This is a genomic window from Micrococcales bacterium (assembly GCA_016703125.1).
Lineage (GTDB): Bacteria > Actinomycetota > Actinomycetes > S36-B12 > UBA10799 > JADKAV01.
On the sequence record JADJCR010000008.1, the window covers coordinates 91,740 to 104,971 of the forward strand.

18 protein-coding genes are annotated in these 13,232 nt (G+C 69.1%); 13 read left to right on the forward strand and 5 right to left on the reverse strand.

The genetic code is table 11. The annotated features are described in order from the left end of the window. The first annotated feature begins 22 nt into the window (after positions 1 to 22). From IPG68_12950 to IPG68_12975, 6 genes are all read left to right on the forward strand, one after another. Positions 23 to 502 (forward strand): GNAT family N-acetyltransferase, encoded by a 480-nt coding sequence (locus IPG68_12950; GenBank protein MBK6764115.1) that lies wholly within the window; start codon positions 23 to 25, stop codon positions 500 to 502. Between the two features lie 75 nt (positions 503 to 577). Beyond that, complete coding sequence (locus tag IPG68_12955) at positions 578 to 1,444, forward strand: universal stress protein (protein ID MBK6764116.1); 867 nt, start codon at positions 578 to 580, stop codon at positions 1,442 to 1,444. Then, complete coding sequence (gene purQ / locus IPG68_12960; GenBank protein ID MBK6764117.1) at positions 1,431 to 2,117, forward strand: phosphoribosylformylglycinamidine synthase subunit PurQ; 687 nt, start codon at positions 1,431 to 1,433, stop codon at positions 2,115 to 2,117. The genes IPG68_12955 and purQ overlap by 14 nt, the downstream gene beginning before the upstream one ends. 141 nt (positions 2,118 to 2,258) lie before the next feature. Next, the gene (gene purL / locus IPG68_12965) at positions 2,259 to 4,490 is read left to right on the forward strand and encodes a phosphoribosylformylglycinamidine synthase subunit PurL (GenBank protein MBK6764118.1); all 2,232 of its coding nucleotides are present in this window, start codon (positions 2,259 to 2,261) and stop codon (positions 4,488 to 4,490) included. Continuing rightward, a complete protein-coding gene (locus tag IPG68_12970; GenBank protein ID MBK6764119.1) occupies positions 4,487 to 5,110 on the forward strand; it encodes a GNAT family N-acetyltransferase in 624 nt (207 codons plus the stop codon). The genes purL and IPG68_12970 overlap by 4 nt, the downstream gene beginning before the upstream one ends. A gap of 139 nt (positions 5,111 to 5,249) precedes the next feature. Next, complete coding sequence (locus IPG68_12975) at positions 5,250 to 5,558, forward strand: hypothetical protein (protein MBK6764120.1); 309 nt, start codon at positions 5,250 to 5,252, stop codon at positions 5,556 to 5,558. A gap of 23 nt (positions 5,559 to 5,581) precedes the next feature. Here IPG68_12975 and IPG68_12980 read toward each other — a convergent pair whose 3' ends face one another. After that, a complete protein-coding gene (locus tag IPG68_12980; protein MBK6764121.1) occupies positions 5,582 to 5,935 on the reverse strand; it encodes a hypothetical protein in 354 nt (117 codons plus the stop codon). Between the two features lie 8 nt (positions 5,936 to 5,943). Then, on the reverse strand, positions 5,944 to 7,176 hold the full coding sequence (locus IPG68_12985; protein ID MBK6764122.1) for a Virginiamycin B lyase: 1,233 nt from the start codon (positions 7,174 to 7,176) through the stop codon (positions 5,944 to 5,946). A gap of 170 nt (positions 7,177 to 7,346) precedes the next feature. On the opposite strand from IPG68_12985, the gene IPG68_12990 reads away from it, so the two are divergent. The 5 genes from IPG68_12990 to IPG68_13010 all read left to right on the forward strand — a co-directional run bounded on the left by IPG68_12990 (position 7,347) and on the right by IPG68_13010 (position 11,336). Beyond that, the gene (locus IPG68_12990) at positions 7,347 to 8,813 is read left to right on the forward strand and encodes an amidophosphoribosyltransferase (protein ID MBK6764123.1); all 1,467 of its coding nucleotides are present in this window, start codon (positions 7,347 to 7,349) and stop codon (positions 8,811 to 8,813) included. Continuing rightward, positions 8,810 to 9,865, forward strand: a complete 1,056-nt coding sequence (locus IPG68_12995; GenBank protein ID MBK6764124.1) for a phosphoribosylformylglycinamidine cyclo-ligase — start codon at positions 8,810 to 8,812, stop codon at positions 9,863 to 9,865. Before IPG68_12990 ends, IPG68_12995 begins: the two co-directional genes overlap by 4 nt. 74 nt (positions 9,866 to 9,939) lie before the next feature. Continuing rightward, complete coding sequence (locus IPG68_13000) at positions 9,940 to 10,089, forward strand: hypothetical protein (GenBank protein ID MBK6764125.1); 150 nt, start codon at positions 9,940 to 9,942, stop codon at positions 10,087 to 10,089. A gap of 24 nt (positions 10,090 to 10,113) precedes the next feature. After that, positions 10,114 to 10,635 (forward strand): hypothetical protein, encoded by a 522-nt coding sequence (locus IPG68_13005; GenBank protein ID MBK6764126.1) that lies wholly within the window; start codon positions 10,114 to 10,116, stop codon positions 10,633 to 10,635. A 5-nt stretch (positions 10,636 to 10,640) separates the two neighbouring features. After that, positions 10,641 to 11,336: a hypothetical protein gene (locus IPG68_13010; protein ID MBK6764127.1), complete on the forward strand. Its 696-nt coding sequence runs from the start codon at positions 10,641 to 10,643 to the stop codon at positions 11,334 to 11,336. Here IPG68_13010 and IPG68_13015 read toward each other — a convergent pair whose 3' ends face one another. Beyond that, positions 11,337 to 11,561 carry a helix-turn-helix domain-containing protein gene (locus IPG68_13015; GenBank protein ID MBK6764128.1) on the reverse strand — a complete coding sequence of 75 codons (225 nt, stop codon included), beginning with the start codon at positions 11,559 to 11,561 and terminating at the stop codon, positions 11,337 to 11,339. 238 nt (positions 11,562 to 11,799) lie between these two features. Here IPG68_13015 and IPG68_13020 point away from each other — a divergent pair, with 238 nt between their 5' ends. Next, positions 11,800 to 11,994: a DUF3073 domain-containing protein gene (locus tag IPG68_13020; GenBank protein ID MBK6764129.1), complete on the forward strand. Its 195-nt coding sequence runs from the start codon at positions 11,800 to 11,802 to the stop codon at positions 11,992 to 11,994. A 111-nt stretch (positions 11,995 to 12,105) separates the two neighbouring features. Further along, the gene (locus tag IPG68_13025; GenBank protein MBK6764130.1) at positions 12,106 to 12,282 is read left to right on the forward strand and encodes a hypothetical protein; all 177 of its coding nucleotides are present in this window, start codon (positions 12,106 to 12,108) and stop codon (positions 12,280 to 12,282) included. A 7-nt stretch (positions 12,283 to 12,289) separates the two neighbouring features. On the opposite strand, the gene trxA is transcribed toward IPG68_13025, so the two are convergent. Both trxA and IPG68_13035 read right to left on the reverse strand, forming a co-directional pair. After that, on the reverse strand, positions 12,290 to 12,631 hold the full coding sequence (gene trxA / locus IPG68_13030) for a thioredoxin (protein ID MBK6764131.1): 342 nt from the start codon (positions 12,629 to 12,631) through the stop codon (positions 12,290 to 12,292). Positions 12,632 to 12,728: 97 nt separating this feature from the next. Beyond that, complete coding sequence (locus tag IPG68_13035; protein ID MBK6764132.1) at positions 12,729 to 13,100, reverse strand: transglycosylase family protein; 372 nt, start codon at positions 13,098 to 13,100, stop codon at positions 12,729 to 12,731. Positions 13,101 to 13,232 lie beyond the last annotated feature (132 nt).

The window sequence follows — 13,232 nt, forward strand, 5'->3', positions numbered from 1 at the left end:
GGCCTGAAACTACTGTGAGGCTGTGATGCGGGTCCGACCGGCGTCCCCGGACGAGGTGCGCGGGGTGCAGACGCTGGTGTTGCGCCCGCACGGCCCGCTGCCCGGGGACCGGCCACATCCGGCCTCGTGGCGGCACCTCGCGGCAGACGTCGACGGTCAGGTGGTCGGGGCAGTCTCGGTCGGACCGGCACCGTGGCTGCGTGCGGATCTGGCGCCCCTGCCCCGCCCGCACTGGCAGTTGCGCTCCATGGCGGTGCTGCCCGAGCACCGCGGCGGGGTGGGAGCGGATCTGCTCTCGGCTGCCGTGGCGACGGCCCGGGGGGCTGGGGCCGGCGGGGTGTGGGCGACTGCCCGGACGGCCGCGCTGGGGCTGTACCGACGCGGCGGCTGGCGGGTGGTCGGCGACCAGTGGGACAAGCCCGGCATCGGCCCCCATCACTACGTCGTGCTGAGCCTGCGCGCGGACAATCGGACCCGGCTACGCCCGATGGCGCGGGCGTAGACTGGGGCTGGAGGGTTTGTCGGCGTCAGGCGCCTGACGGTGACCGGTCGGCGTGGTCGGACGGAGGGTGGAGAGATGTCAGGTTCGGTGATCGTCGGATATGACGGGTCGGAAGGCTCGGCCCACGCACTGCAGTGGGCGGCGCAGGCCGCCAAGGACCGCGGACGCACGCTGGAAGTCCTCACCACCTGGACGATGCCCGCGGCCGACTTGGGTATCGGAGCCCCCGGGTCGTTGCAGGAGGAACTGGTTGAGGAGTTGCGCGGCGAGGCGCGGGCGACCAATGACCAGGGGGTGCAGATCGCCGCGGACATGGGTGTCAACGCCGTCGGCGAGATCGTCGTCGGGCGTACCGCTGCCGCCCTCGTCAAACGCTCGGACGGTGCCGAACTGGCCGTGGTGGGAAGTCACGGTTCCGGCGGGCTCACGGGATTCCTGCTGGGCAGTGTCTCGCGGCAGGTGGCCACCCATGCGCGCTGCAGCACCGTCGTGGTGCGCCCCTCGGCGAAGGGGGCCGACGGGATCGTCGTGGGTGTGGATGGGTCACCACACTCCCTCAAAGCCCTGGAATGGGCCTTCGAGCAGGCCAGTTTCAGCCACGAGCCGCTGCATGTGCTGCACAGCTGGGAGATCCCGCCGACGTGGTCGATGGTCGAGGTGCCCAGTTACGAGCCCGAGGTGCTGATCCGCGACTACGGCAATGCGGAGTTGCGCGACACCTCCGAGGCGATGGCTGGCTTCCGCGAGAACTTCCCGGACGTCAAGGTCCGCCAGGAGGTCGTCAAGGGGTCGCCCGTGAAGGCCCTGGTGAAGGCCAGCGAGGGGGCTGTCCTGCTCGTGGTCGGCTCGCGTGGACTCGGTGGGTTCCGCGGGCTGCTGCTCGGTTCGGTCAGCCACGCGGTGGTGCACAAGGCCGCCTGCTCGGTGGCTGTCGTACCGTGAGGGTGTGCGCGTAGGAGTAGTCACCTTCCCCGGGACGCTGGACGATGTCGATGCCGCGCGGGCGGTGCGTTACGCCGGTGGTGAGGCGGTGACCCTGTGGCACGCCGACCACGACCTGCGCGGAGTGGATGCGGTGGTGCTACCCGGCGGATTCTCCTACGGCGACTACCTCAGGTGCGGTGCCATCGCCCGGTTCGCCCCGGTGATGCAGGAGATCAGCGACGCCGCTGAGCGCGGCCTGCCGGTGCTGGGCATCTGCAACGGTTTCCAGATCCTCTGCGAGGCGCATCTGCTGCCCGGCGCCCTGGTGCGTAATCAGAGCCTGCATTTCGTGTGCCGCGATCAGGCGTTGCGCGTCGAGAACACGCAGACGGCGTGGACCCAAGGCTTCGCGACGGACCAGGAGATCGTCGTGCCGGTGAAGAACGGCGAGGGCGCCTACATGGCCGATGACGCCACGCTCGACCGTCTCGAAGGGGAGGGCCGCGTGGTCTTCCGCTATGTCGGCGGGAACCCCAACGGCTCGCGGCGGGACATCGCCGGGATCACCAACGCGGCCGGCAACGTCGTGGGCCTGATGCCGCACCCCGAGCACGCGATCGATCCACTGACCGGGCCGGGCACCGACGGCCTCGGTTTGTTCACCTCGCTGTTGGAGCGCGCCGGGGTGTAGCCGGGCACTGCGGGGCAAGGTGTTGGTGACGCGTACGTTCGCCGAGTGATCCAACCGGTCTTTGTCTCTCCCCGTTGTGCGGGTCTCTCCCGGGTGGGCGTGGCATCGGGACGCGAGGCGCGGCCACCTAGACTCAGAGCCATGGATTCGGTCGAGCACGCCGCCCAGACCCCCGACCAGCCGCAGCCCTTCGCCGAACTCGGCCTGAAGCCCGACGAGTACAAGCGGATCCGAGACATCCTGGGCCGCAGACCGACCAGTTCGGAACTGGCCATGTACTCGGTCATGTGGAGCGAGCACTGCTCGTACAAGTCGAGCAAGGTCCACCTGCGACAGTTCGGTGAGAAGGCCCCCGAATCCGAGGCGCTGTTGGTCGGGATCGGGGAGAACGCGGGGGTCGTGGACATCGGCGACGGCTGGGCCGTCACGTTCAAAGTGGAGAGCCACAACCACCCGAGCTACATCGAGCCGTACCAGGGCGCCGCCACCGGCGTCGGCGGCATCGTCCGCGACATCCTCAGCATGGGTGCCCGGCCGCTGGCGGTCATGGACCAGCTCCGGTTCGGCGATCCCGGGCAGGCCGACACTGCCCGGGTGGTGCATGGCGTGGTTGCCGGTGTGGGCGGCTACGGCAACTGCCTCGGCCTGCCGAACATCGGCGGCGAGACGGTGTTCGACCCCTGCTACCAGACCAACCCGCTGGTCAACGCCCTGTGCGTGGGGGCCATGCGCCACGAGGACATCCACGTCAGCAGCGCCCGCGGTACCGGCAACCTCGTGGTCCTCTACGGAGCGCTCACCGGCGGTGACGGCATCGGCGGCGTGAGTGTGCTGGCCAGCGAGAGCTTCGACGAGACCGGCCCGAGCAAACGCCCGGCGGTCCAGGTCGGGGACCCGTTCACTGAGAAACTGCTCATCGAGTGCACGCTGGAACTGCTGCATGCCGGGCTCATCGAGGGCATCCAGGACCTCGGCGGCGCGGGATTGAGTTGCGCCACTTCCGAGATGGCCTCCAACGGTGATGGCGGCATGCATGTGTGGCTGGACCGGGTGCCGCTGCGCGACGCGACGCTGAGTCCTGAGGAGATCCTCATGAGCGAGTCGCAGGAGCGCATGTGCGCCGTCGTCACGCCCACGAACCGCGGCGAGTTCATGGCCATCTGCCGCAAGTGGGGTGTCACCGCCACCGTCATCGGCGAGGTGACCGACGGCGACCGGCTGGTCATCGAGTGGCACGGCGAGGTCGTCGTGGACGTGCCGCCGCGCACCGTGGCCCATGACGGCCCGGTCTATCACCGGCCGTTGGCCGAGCCCGCCCCGCTCAAGGCCCGGCAGGCGATCCCCACAGAGCCCGAGCACACCGACCCGCACGAGACCCTGCTGTCGCTGCTGGCCTCCCCCAACCACGGGTCGAAGGCCTGGGTCACCGATCAGTACGACCGGTACGTGCGGGGCAACACCGCGCTCGCGCAGCCCGAGGACGCCGGGGTGTTGAGGGTTGATGAGCAGACCGGCCGCGGCGTGGCCATCGCGACCGACTGCAACGCGCGCTTCGTCGAACTCGACCCGTACGCCGGCACGCAACTGGCCCTGGCCGAGGCCTACCGCAACGTCGCTGCCACCGGGGCGGTACCGCTGGCCGTGACCAACTGCTTGAACTTCGGCTCCCCGGAGGATCCCGCGGTGATGTGGCAGTTCGCGCAGGCTGTCACCGGCCTGGCCGACGCGTGTCAGGAGCTGCGGATCCCGGTGACCGGCGGGAACGTCAGTTTCTACAACCAGACCGGGGATGCGGCGATCCACCCCACGCCTGTCGTCGGGGTGCTGGGGGTCTTCGACGACGTCGCCCGGCGCACCCCGATGGCCTGGGGGCCCGACGGGGAGTTGATCTACCTGCTGGGCGCGACGAGGCCCGAGTTCGGTGGCTCCGCGGTCGCGACGCTGCAGGGGATCCTCACCGGCACCCCCCCGCTGGTCGACCTGCAGGCCGAACGGGTCCTCGCCGAGATCCTGGTGGCGGGTTCGCGGGACGGGATGCTCACCGCAGCCCACGACGTCGGCGACGGCGGGGTCGGGCTGGCCCTGGCCGAGATGGCGATGCGTGCCGGTTCCGGTGCGCGGACCTGGGTGCCGGACGGCGTGGACCCCTTCACGTTCCTGTTCTCCGAGTCGGCGGCCCGGGCCCTGGTCGTTGTGCCGCGCTCGGAGGAACTGCGGTTCACCGAGATGTGCGGTGCCCGCCGGTTCCCGTGCGAGCGGATCGGTGTGGTGGATTCCGGGCTCGGGCCGGTCCTGCAGATCGGCGACGTGAATGTCGGCATCGACGAGATGGCACGACGCGCGGCCGGGGTGCTGCCTGCGCTGTTCGCATGAGACCGGTTGTGCCGGTCCCTCTGGCGGGGCGGTACGTGCGCCTCGAGCCGCTGGGGCCTGGGCACGCGGAAATTGCCGGCATCACCGACGGTTTCCGGTATCTCCCGGAACGCCCGGACGACTTCGACGACTGGTTCCCCGCCGCCATGGCCAGCACGGACCCGCTCTTCTTCGCCGCGGTGGTGCACGGACACGCAGTGGGACGGGCGGCGGTGCTGCGGATCGACCTGCCGAATGCGGTGGCGGAGATCGGGCACATCCTCTGGGGCCCGCAGATGCAGCGCACCCCCGCCTCCACCGAGGCGCTGTTCCTGCTCGTCGACCACCTCTTCGGCCTGGGTGCGCGCCGGGTGGAGTGGAAGTGCGACGACCGCAATGAGGCGTCGAAGGCGGCGGCGCTGCGGTTCGGCTTCACCTTCGAGGGGGTATTCCGCCAGCACAAGATTGTCAAAGGGGAGAATCGGGACACCGCGTGGTTCTCCCTGCTCGACCGGGAGTGGCCCGCCCGGCGCGCACTGCTGCAGTCCTGGCTCGCCCCGGCGAATTTCGACGCCGACGGCCGGCAGTTGTCCGCGCTGGATGGGCCACGCGGCCTCCCGCGGAGTACCACCGGAGCATGACCGCGCCGCCCGACGGGCAGACTGACTCGCCGCGATCTGGAAGCCGCGGTACCGCCGGATCGTTGGCCAGTGACTACGGGCGTGATGGCCATCCGTCGCTGCAGCGACGAATCCTCGCCACGCCCGTAGCCTCGTCAGTGTGAGCATTCGCGAGGAGGTCAAGGCCGCGCTCGCAGCATTCGCCGCCGCCGCTCCGGGCCGGTCCGTGGAGATCCGTGTCCCGCCCTATGGGGCGGTGCAGGCCGTCCCCGGCGGGGAGCACCGGCGGGGGACGCCGCGGGCTCTCGTGGAATGTGACGCCGCGACGTGGCTCGGTCTGGTGAGCGGGGACCTGACGTGGTCCGATGCCGTGGACGCCGGCCGGGTGGCGGCCAGCGGCGAGCGCAGTGACCTCTCCGCGTGGCTCCCGCTGATCCCACGGGCTGGAAGTGGCGAACCGGCGGGATAGCACCCGTTCTCCACTTCCTCCGCTCAACGGACCTTCACCTTCGTGCTGGCCCGGCTGGTGCCCTGGTAGAGCAACCGCAGGGTGTACTTGCCCGCCTTCAGGTTCTTGGGCATTTTCCATTTCAGGGTGTTGGTGCCGGCCTTGGCCTGGACCTGCTTGGTGAGGGTCTTCTTGCCCTTGAGTTGGGCGGTGAGCGCTGCTGCGTTGGTGACGCCGTATTGGACCTTCAGGGTCATGCCGGCCCTGACGGACTTCGCCCCCGGCGCCCACACCGCGGCCAGGGTGACGGTGCCGTTCTGTCCTGGCGGTCCGGTCGGGCCGATGTCCCCGGGAGGACCGGTCGGTCCGGTCTCCCCGGGGGGTCCGGGCGGCCCCACGGGACCTGTTACCTGCGCCACAGCCGTGATCGCATTGCTCGTCGCTTGCAAGGAGGTGAGCATGCCGGGCAGCCGAGCGGTGCTGGTGCAGGTGATCGCCGAACCGAGATCACCGTCCACCGGTGTGTAAGCCAGCCCGGTCTGCCCCGGTATGGGTGTGCCATCGCGCTGCCAGCCGATCGTGACGCTGGACGCCGGTCCCCACACGTCGGCGTCGCAGACCATGGGAGGCCGACCTGTCCGGTGCCGTTCAGCGCCGGTTTGCGGTCCGCGACCGCGATGCCGGACGTGATCCGCCCGATCTTGTCGCCGTCGAACTCGGTGAACCACATGCTCCCGTCCGGCCCGGCGGCGATCCCCCAGGGGGAGCTGTTCGTGGTGGGGGTGGGGAACTGGGTCATGGTGCCGCCGGGCGTGATCCGCCCGATGGCGTTGGTCCCGGACGCGGCGAACCAGAGGTTGCCGTCCGGCCCGGTGGCGATGCCATACGGGTAGTCGGCGCCGCTGGTGTCGAGGTCCTGCTCGGTGATGACGCCTGCGGGGGTGATCCGGGCGATGGCGTCGCCCTGGTACTCGGTGAACCACAGGTTCCCGTCCGGCCCGGTCGCGATGCTGAACGGAACGTCACCGACGCCCACGAGCGGGAAGCCCGTGAAGTCGCCGGCCGGGGTCAGCCGGGCGATCATGTTGTTGGCTGTGAACCAGAGGTTGCCATCGGGCCCGGCCGTGATCCCGTTGGGCAGGACCCACGTGTCGGGCAGTGGAAACTCCGTGATGATGCCCGCGGGCGTGATCTTCCCGATCCGGTTGCCGTTGGCCTCGGTGAACCACATGTTCCCGTCCGGTCCGGCAGTGATGTCGGCGGGGCCGCGGCCCGGCGTGAGCGCGTACTCGGAGACCACCCCGGTCATCGTGATCTTCCCGATCGCCTGTGCCCCGTACTCGGTGAACCACATGTTCCCGTCAGGCCCCGCGGCGATTCCCAGTGGCTCGGCACCGGTGGCCAGGGGGAACTCGGTGACGCTGCCGCCCGGGGTGATCCGCCCGATCATGTGGCGGTCGTTCTCTGTGAACCAGAGGTTGCCGTCCGGCCCGGCGGCGATCTCTGAGGCCTCACTGCCTGCGGGCAGGTCGTACTCGGTGATCACACCTGGCGGTGCGGCGGCCTGCGCGGGCGCGATCACCAGCCCGAGGCCGAAGAGGATAGTGAGCAGGATGCGGGGGAAAGTCGAGCCGGACATCAGGGTGCCCTTCCGTTTCACCCGCCTGCGGGGTGCGGCGAATCGTCCCCACCGCGAGTCGAAACGGTCACCGCACTGCCCCACATGCGGTGGTTGTGCCTCCAGTCTACGTCCGCACCGATGGCTCAGACGCATGATCGGGCCCCGGGGTGGTGTGCCACACTGAACAGGTGGCGCGCGGCTATGGGCGATTGAACCACGAACTGCTCCCCGGCGAGAAAGGCCCGCAGGACGCCTGTGGGGTCTTCGGGGTCTGGGCATCCGGTGAGGACGTCGCCAAACTGACGTACTACGGGCTGTACGCCTTGCAGCACCGCGGCCAGGAGTCGGCGGGGATCGCCACCAGCGACGGCCGCCAAGTGCTGGTCTACAAGGACATGGGGCTGGTCTCGCAGGTCTTCTCCGACTCACTGCTCGACTCCCTGCGGGGCCACATCGCGATCGGCCACGCCCGCTATTCCACGACGGGGTCCAGCGTCTGGGAGAACGCCCAGCCGACGTTCCGGACCACCGCGACCGGGCACCTCGCCCTCGGCCACAACGGGAACCTCACCAACACCCACGAACTGGCCGAACGGCTGGCCACCCTGGACACCGGCGAGTTGCCCTTGGACAGCACGGTGATCGCGACGTCCGACACCGACCTCATCACCGGCCTGCTGGCTGCCCATCCCGGAAAGAGCATCGAACAGGCGGCCATGGCCGAACTGCCGCTCATGCGGGGGGCCTTCTCCTTGGTCTTCCTTGACGAGCACACCCTCTACGCTGCGCGGGACCCGCAGGGCATCCGGCCGTTGTCGCTGGGCCGCCTGGCCAGTGGCTGGGTCGTCGCCAGCGAGACTGCTGCGCTGGACATCGTGGGCGCCTCTTACGTGCGGGACATCGAGCCCGGCGAGCTGGTCGCCATCGATGACAACGGGGTGCGTTCGACGATGTTCGCGCGCCCGGCGCCAAAGGGTTGCCTATTCGAGTACGTCTACCTCGCGCGCCCGGACTCCATTCTCAACGCGCGCAGCGTCCACGGGGTGCGCGCCGCAGTGGGCCGCAAGCTCGCGATCGAAGCGCCGGCCGACGCCGACCTCGTGATCCCGGTGCCGGAGAGCGGCACGCCGGCGGCCATCGGCTTCGCACAGCAGTCGGGGCTGCCCTTCGCACAGGGCCTGGTGAAGAACGCCTACGTGGGACGCACCTTCATCCAGCCCTCCCAGACGATCCGACAGCTCGGCCTGCGGCTCAAACTCAACCCGCTGGCTGAGGTGATCTCCGGCAAGCGGCTGGTCGTCGTCGATGACTCCATCGTGCGCGGCAACACGCAACGGGCGATCGCGCGGATGCTGCGGGAGGCGGGCGCCCGCGAGGTGCACGTGCGCATCTCCTCGCCGCCCGTGCAATGGCCCTGCTACTACGGCATCGACTTCGCCTCCCGCGCCGAACTCATCGCCCCCGGGCTGTCGGTCGATGACATCCGCACGTCCATCGGGGCGGACTCCCTGAGTTATGTCTCCCTCGAGGGGCTCATCGAGGCGACCGGGGTCGCCACGGACCAGCTGTGCCGGGCCTGCTTCGACGGCGAGTACCCGGTGGCGCTGGCCGATCCGGAGCTGCGGTCCAAGCACGTGCTCGAGGTGTCTGGGTGAGTGACTACGCCGACGCCGGAGTCGATGTCGAAGCCGGGGAGCGCGCGGTCGAGTTGATGCGCGAGCGCGTCGCCGCCACGATGCGGCCGGAGGTCGTCGGGGGTCTCGGTGGTTTCGCCGGGCTGTTCGATGCCTCCGCGCTCGCCGGCTACCGCCGCCCCCTGCTGGCCACCGCGACCGACGGCGTCGGGACCAAGATCGCTGTGGCGCGCATGATGGACGTGCACGACACCATCGGCATCGACCTCGTCGCCATGGTCGTGGACGACCTGGTGGTTTGCGGGGCCGAGCCGTTGTTCATGACCGACTACATCGCCACCGGCAAGGTCGTTCCGGAACGGATCGCGGCGATCGTCAGCGGCATCACCACCGGCTGCGAACAGGCGGGCTGCGCCCTGCTGGGGGGCGAGACCGCCGAGCACCCGGGGCTCATGCAGCCCGACGAGTACGACCTTGCCGGGGCCGGCACCGCAGTGGTGGAAGCCGATCGGCTGCTGGGCCCGGAACGGGTGCGGCCCGGAGACGCCGTCGTGGCCATGGCCAGTTCCGGGCTGCACTCCAACGGGTACTCGTTGGCCCGCAAGGTGTTCTTCGCGCAGTGGGACATCGGCACCGACGTGCCCGAATTCGGGCGGACGTTGGGTGAGGAGTTGCTCGAGCCCACGCGCATCTACACCCGCGACTGCCTCACGCTGGCGCGGGCCGACCTCGTCCACGCGTTCTCGCATGTGACCGGGGGTGGGCTGGCGAGCAACCTCGCGCGGGTGCTGCCCGATCATCTGCACGCCGACATCGAGCGCAGCACCTGGGACCTGCCGCCGGTGTTCGAAGTCCTGCTCGGCGCCGGCGTCACCCGACCCGATGCGGAACGCACCTTCAACATGGGTGTGGGCATGGTGGCCGTCGTCCCCGATCCGGACCCGGTGCTGGCGATGTTCGCACAGCGCGGCGTCGAGGCCTGGGTCTGCGGGCAGGTCCGGACCCGCACCGACGCCGACGTCTCGGACGCACCGGCCAAGGGCGGCGCCGGCGGCTCGGTCCACCTCGCGTAGGTAGTTGACGCAGCCGATGGACACCGGCCCCGCCGAATGCGTAGGGTGCTGAACACCCACCGAGGAGGTGCCTCATGTTCGGAAGGCTCGTGCGGATCACCGTGGCCACGGCCATCGTGGCCGGCGGCATGGTGGCCGGGGTTCAGGTGCCCGCGGCGCAGGCGAAGACGGTCAAGGTCGGCGTGAAGAAGAAGTCCGGTGAGATGCGTTTGCTCACCAAGTAGAAGTGCAAGAAGGGCTGGAAGAAGGTGTCCTGGAACGAGCAGGGCGCGACTGGCCCGCAGGGTAACCAGGGTGCACAGGGCCCCAACCTCAAGGTCAAGGACGGGACCGGGGCGACGCTGGGTACGTTCCTCGGCATCCTCCCGCAGGGCTACCCCCTGCTGTTCGTGCAGATCGATGGGGGCGCGTATACCTACACTCCAAGCGGTCTGCTCTACCCGCTCGGCATCGGGTCCCCGAAATTCAAGGACAACGCCTGCACCGGCGCGGCGTACATGGATGCCAATTCGCCCTTGACCGCGCAACTCCTGACCGGATCTGCCGGTGGCCCCACCCGGATGGTGTACCGCCGGACGTCGCCCACCCTCGGGCCCGCACTGGCGTGGCAGTTCACCACCACCACGGAGAACGCTGTGGCGGTGCAGCTGTACGAATTGAACAGTGCTGGCGCGTGCGTGGCTGACGGCGGACCGTACAACGGGACCCTGGTCGCGCTGAGTCCGGTGGCGGCGCCGCCGGATGTGCCCGGACCGCTCACGATCGGCTGACGGGCATGAAGAAGATCATCGCGACGGGGGCCGCCGCTGCCCTGCTCGCCGGCGGCGGACTAGCGGTCACGCAACCGGCCTCAGCGGCGAAGAAGTACACGGCCTGTGTGAAGAAGTCCACCGGTGAGATGCGTCTGCTGCTCGGGAAGTCGAAGAAGTGCAAGAAGGGCTGGAAGAAGCGCACCTGGACCAAGGCCGGACCGACCGGGGGGATGGGGCCGGACGGGCCGGTGGGCCCGGCGAACAGCTTCGGCTACGTGGTGGACGGCAAGGGGACCATCATCGGGCGGTCGATGGGGACCCCGAACTACCCGATCCCCGTCTTCCCGGTCCTCATCGAAGGCGGGTTGTACTTCTACTACCCGAACGGATGGCTGATCCCAGGAGGGGCGATCCCGTACTTCGACAACGCCGCGTGCACGGGCACCCCGTTCGCGGCCGCCACGGACACCATCGAGCGCGACATCGTTGCGCAGGACCCCACCTTCCGGGTGGTGAGCCGGGGGTCGACCGCCACGAGTTTGTTACCGGCCCGCGCCTACAAGGTCAACGGGCCGGCGAGTTCCGTGCTGAACCAGACGCGGTACTACCTGAACTCCGCGGAGGTCTGCACGGCCGAGCCGGCCTTCACCGGTTACCTCATCCCGTTGGTGGCCGTAACGGCCCCGCCGGACTACCCGGGACCTCTCAAGGTGGTGTAGTCAGATGCCCATCTGCGGGCCGGGTGTGCGCGGCTGGGGCAGCGAACCTTCGAGCAGGGCGTTGACCTCGCTGGCGAGGTAGCGGCGGTGCCCGCCGAGGGTCTTGACGCAGGAGAGCTTGCCGGCCTTGGCCCAGCGGGTCACCGTCTTGGGGTCCACGCGGAAGAGGGCGGCGACCTCGGACGGGGTCAGGAGTTCCTCGGGGTTGCTGAGGTTGGCGCTCATCGTCGCTCCATTTGTCCGATAAGAGGGTCGGCCTCGAGTCTCGCACCCATCCCGGACCGCGGCAACCGGGTGGCGCTCCCGGCCCGCCCAACGCCTGCTCGCCGTGCGCGTAATCCGGGTGGGGGAGGTGCGAATCTCGCCCGCCACGGGGTAAGGTTTGGCGTGTGGGCTCGATGCCCAGCATTGGAAACTGTCAACTGACCTTCGGGACGTATCCCGGGCGAGGGGGTCGAGCCATATGGGGCGCGGCCGTGCAAAGGCCAAGCAGACGAAGGTTGCGCGTGAACTGAAGTACAACACGCCGCAGACGGACCTTGCTGCTCTGCAAGCCGAACTGAGCGGACAGTCGAAGTCGCCGGACAGTGCCGACGACCTCGACGAGTTTGAGGACTACGACGAGTACGCGACGCAGGACGAGGACGCCAGTCGCTGACCCGCCGTTCTGCGCCGCTAGCCGCCCCGTAGGACTTCGTGACCGTTCCGTGACCCGATCCTTGGCGGTTTGTGATCGAGATCACCCCGGTTATAGCCGATCCTTAGAGATGTGGTTAGGGCAGATCAGGTACGAAACGGCGACACCATCAACTTCGACGGCGATCACCTCGTGGTGTTTCACTTCTGCGAGGAGTACGGCAAGGTCGTGATCGACGCCGTCAGCCAGGTCTCGGCGCGGCGCTTCGAGCTGCATCTGGCGCCGGACGCTCGCATCAGCGTCCTCTGACGCTGCGCTAGAAGCGGAACGTCATTCGCCTGGGCCCTTGGAGGGCCTTGTCGACGGTCGCGCGCAGGCTGGCTTCGTTCAGCGCCCCCGCCTGGGAGAACAAGACCTCGTTGTTGCGCATCACGACCAACGTGGGGATGGCACTGACGCCGAAAGCCTGGGCCAGCGCCGGGTTGGCGTCCACATCGACCTTCCCGAACACCACGTCCTCGTAGGTCCCGGAAACCTTGCTGAACACCGGGGCGAACGAACGGCACGGGCCGCACCAGTCCGCCCAGAAATCGATCACCACGACCTTGCCGGCCGTCTGATCCTGAAAGTTCACATCGGTGAGTTCAGTGGTCGTCACGATGGTTGCAACGCGCTAGCGGGGGCGGGGCATTCCCGGCACCAGACACGCGAGGACTCCCGGGCCCCAACGGGCACCGGGAGTCCTCGGCGGTGGATCAGGCGCAACCCCAGGGGCCCCACCCGGACCGCTTCCACAGCCGGTAGGCCATGTGGTCCTGGGCGAACTTCGGCGCCTGGTGGGCGTAGCGGGCGTACTTGGCGCCACCGACGCCGAGCCAGGTGCCGGCCGCGAACTGGTAGGCACCGTAGTACCCGTTGCCGGTGTTGATGCCGTAGTTGCCGCCGGATTCGCACTGGCGGACCTTACGCGGTTTCCAGCCGTTGGCCCAGGCCTTCGACGCAGCGATCTCCCTGAGCTGCTTGGGGCCGAGCTTGTACCGGGTCACGTACTTGACCTGGATCGGGTAGGACGCCGGCTTCGAGCGCGAAGCGCGGTCCTTCCCGCGGTCGGAGTCCTTGCTGGCCACCGTCGGGGAGGAGGCCAGGGCCGGGGCGGCCGTCGAGGCGCCGATCCCGGCGATGGCCAGGGCGGCAAGAGGCATTGCTACTGCTTTACGCAAGACATTTTCCTTGGTCGGACGTCCCCTCACGCGGCCGTT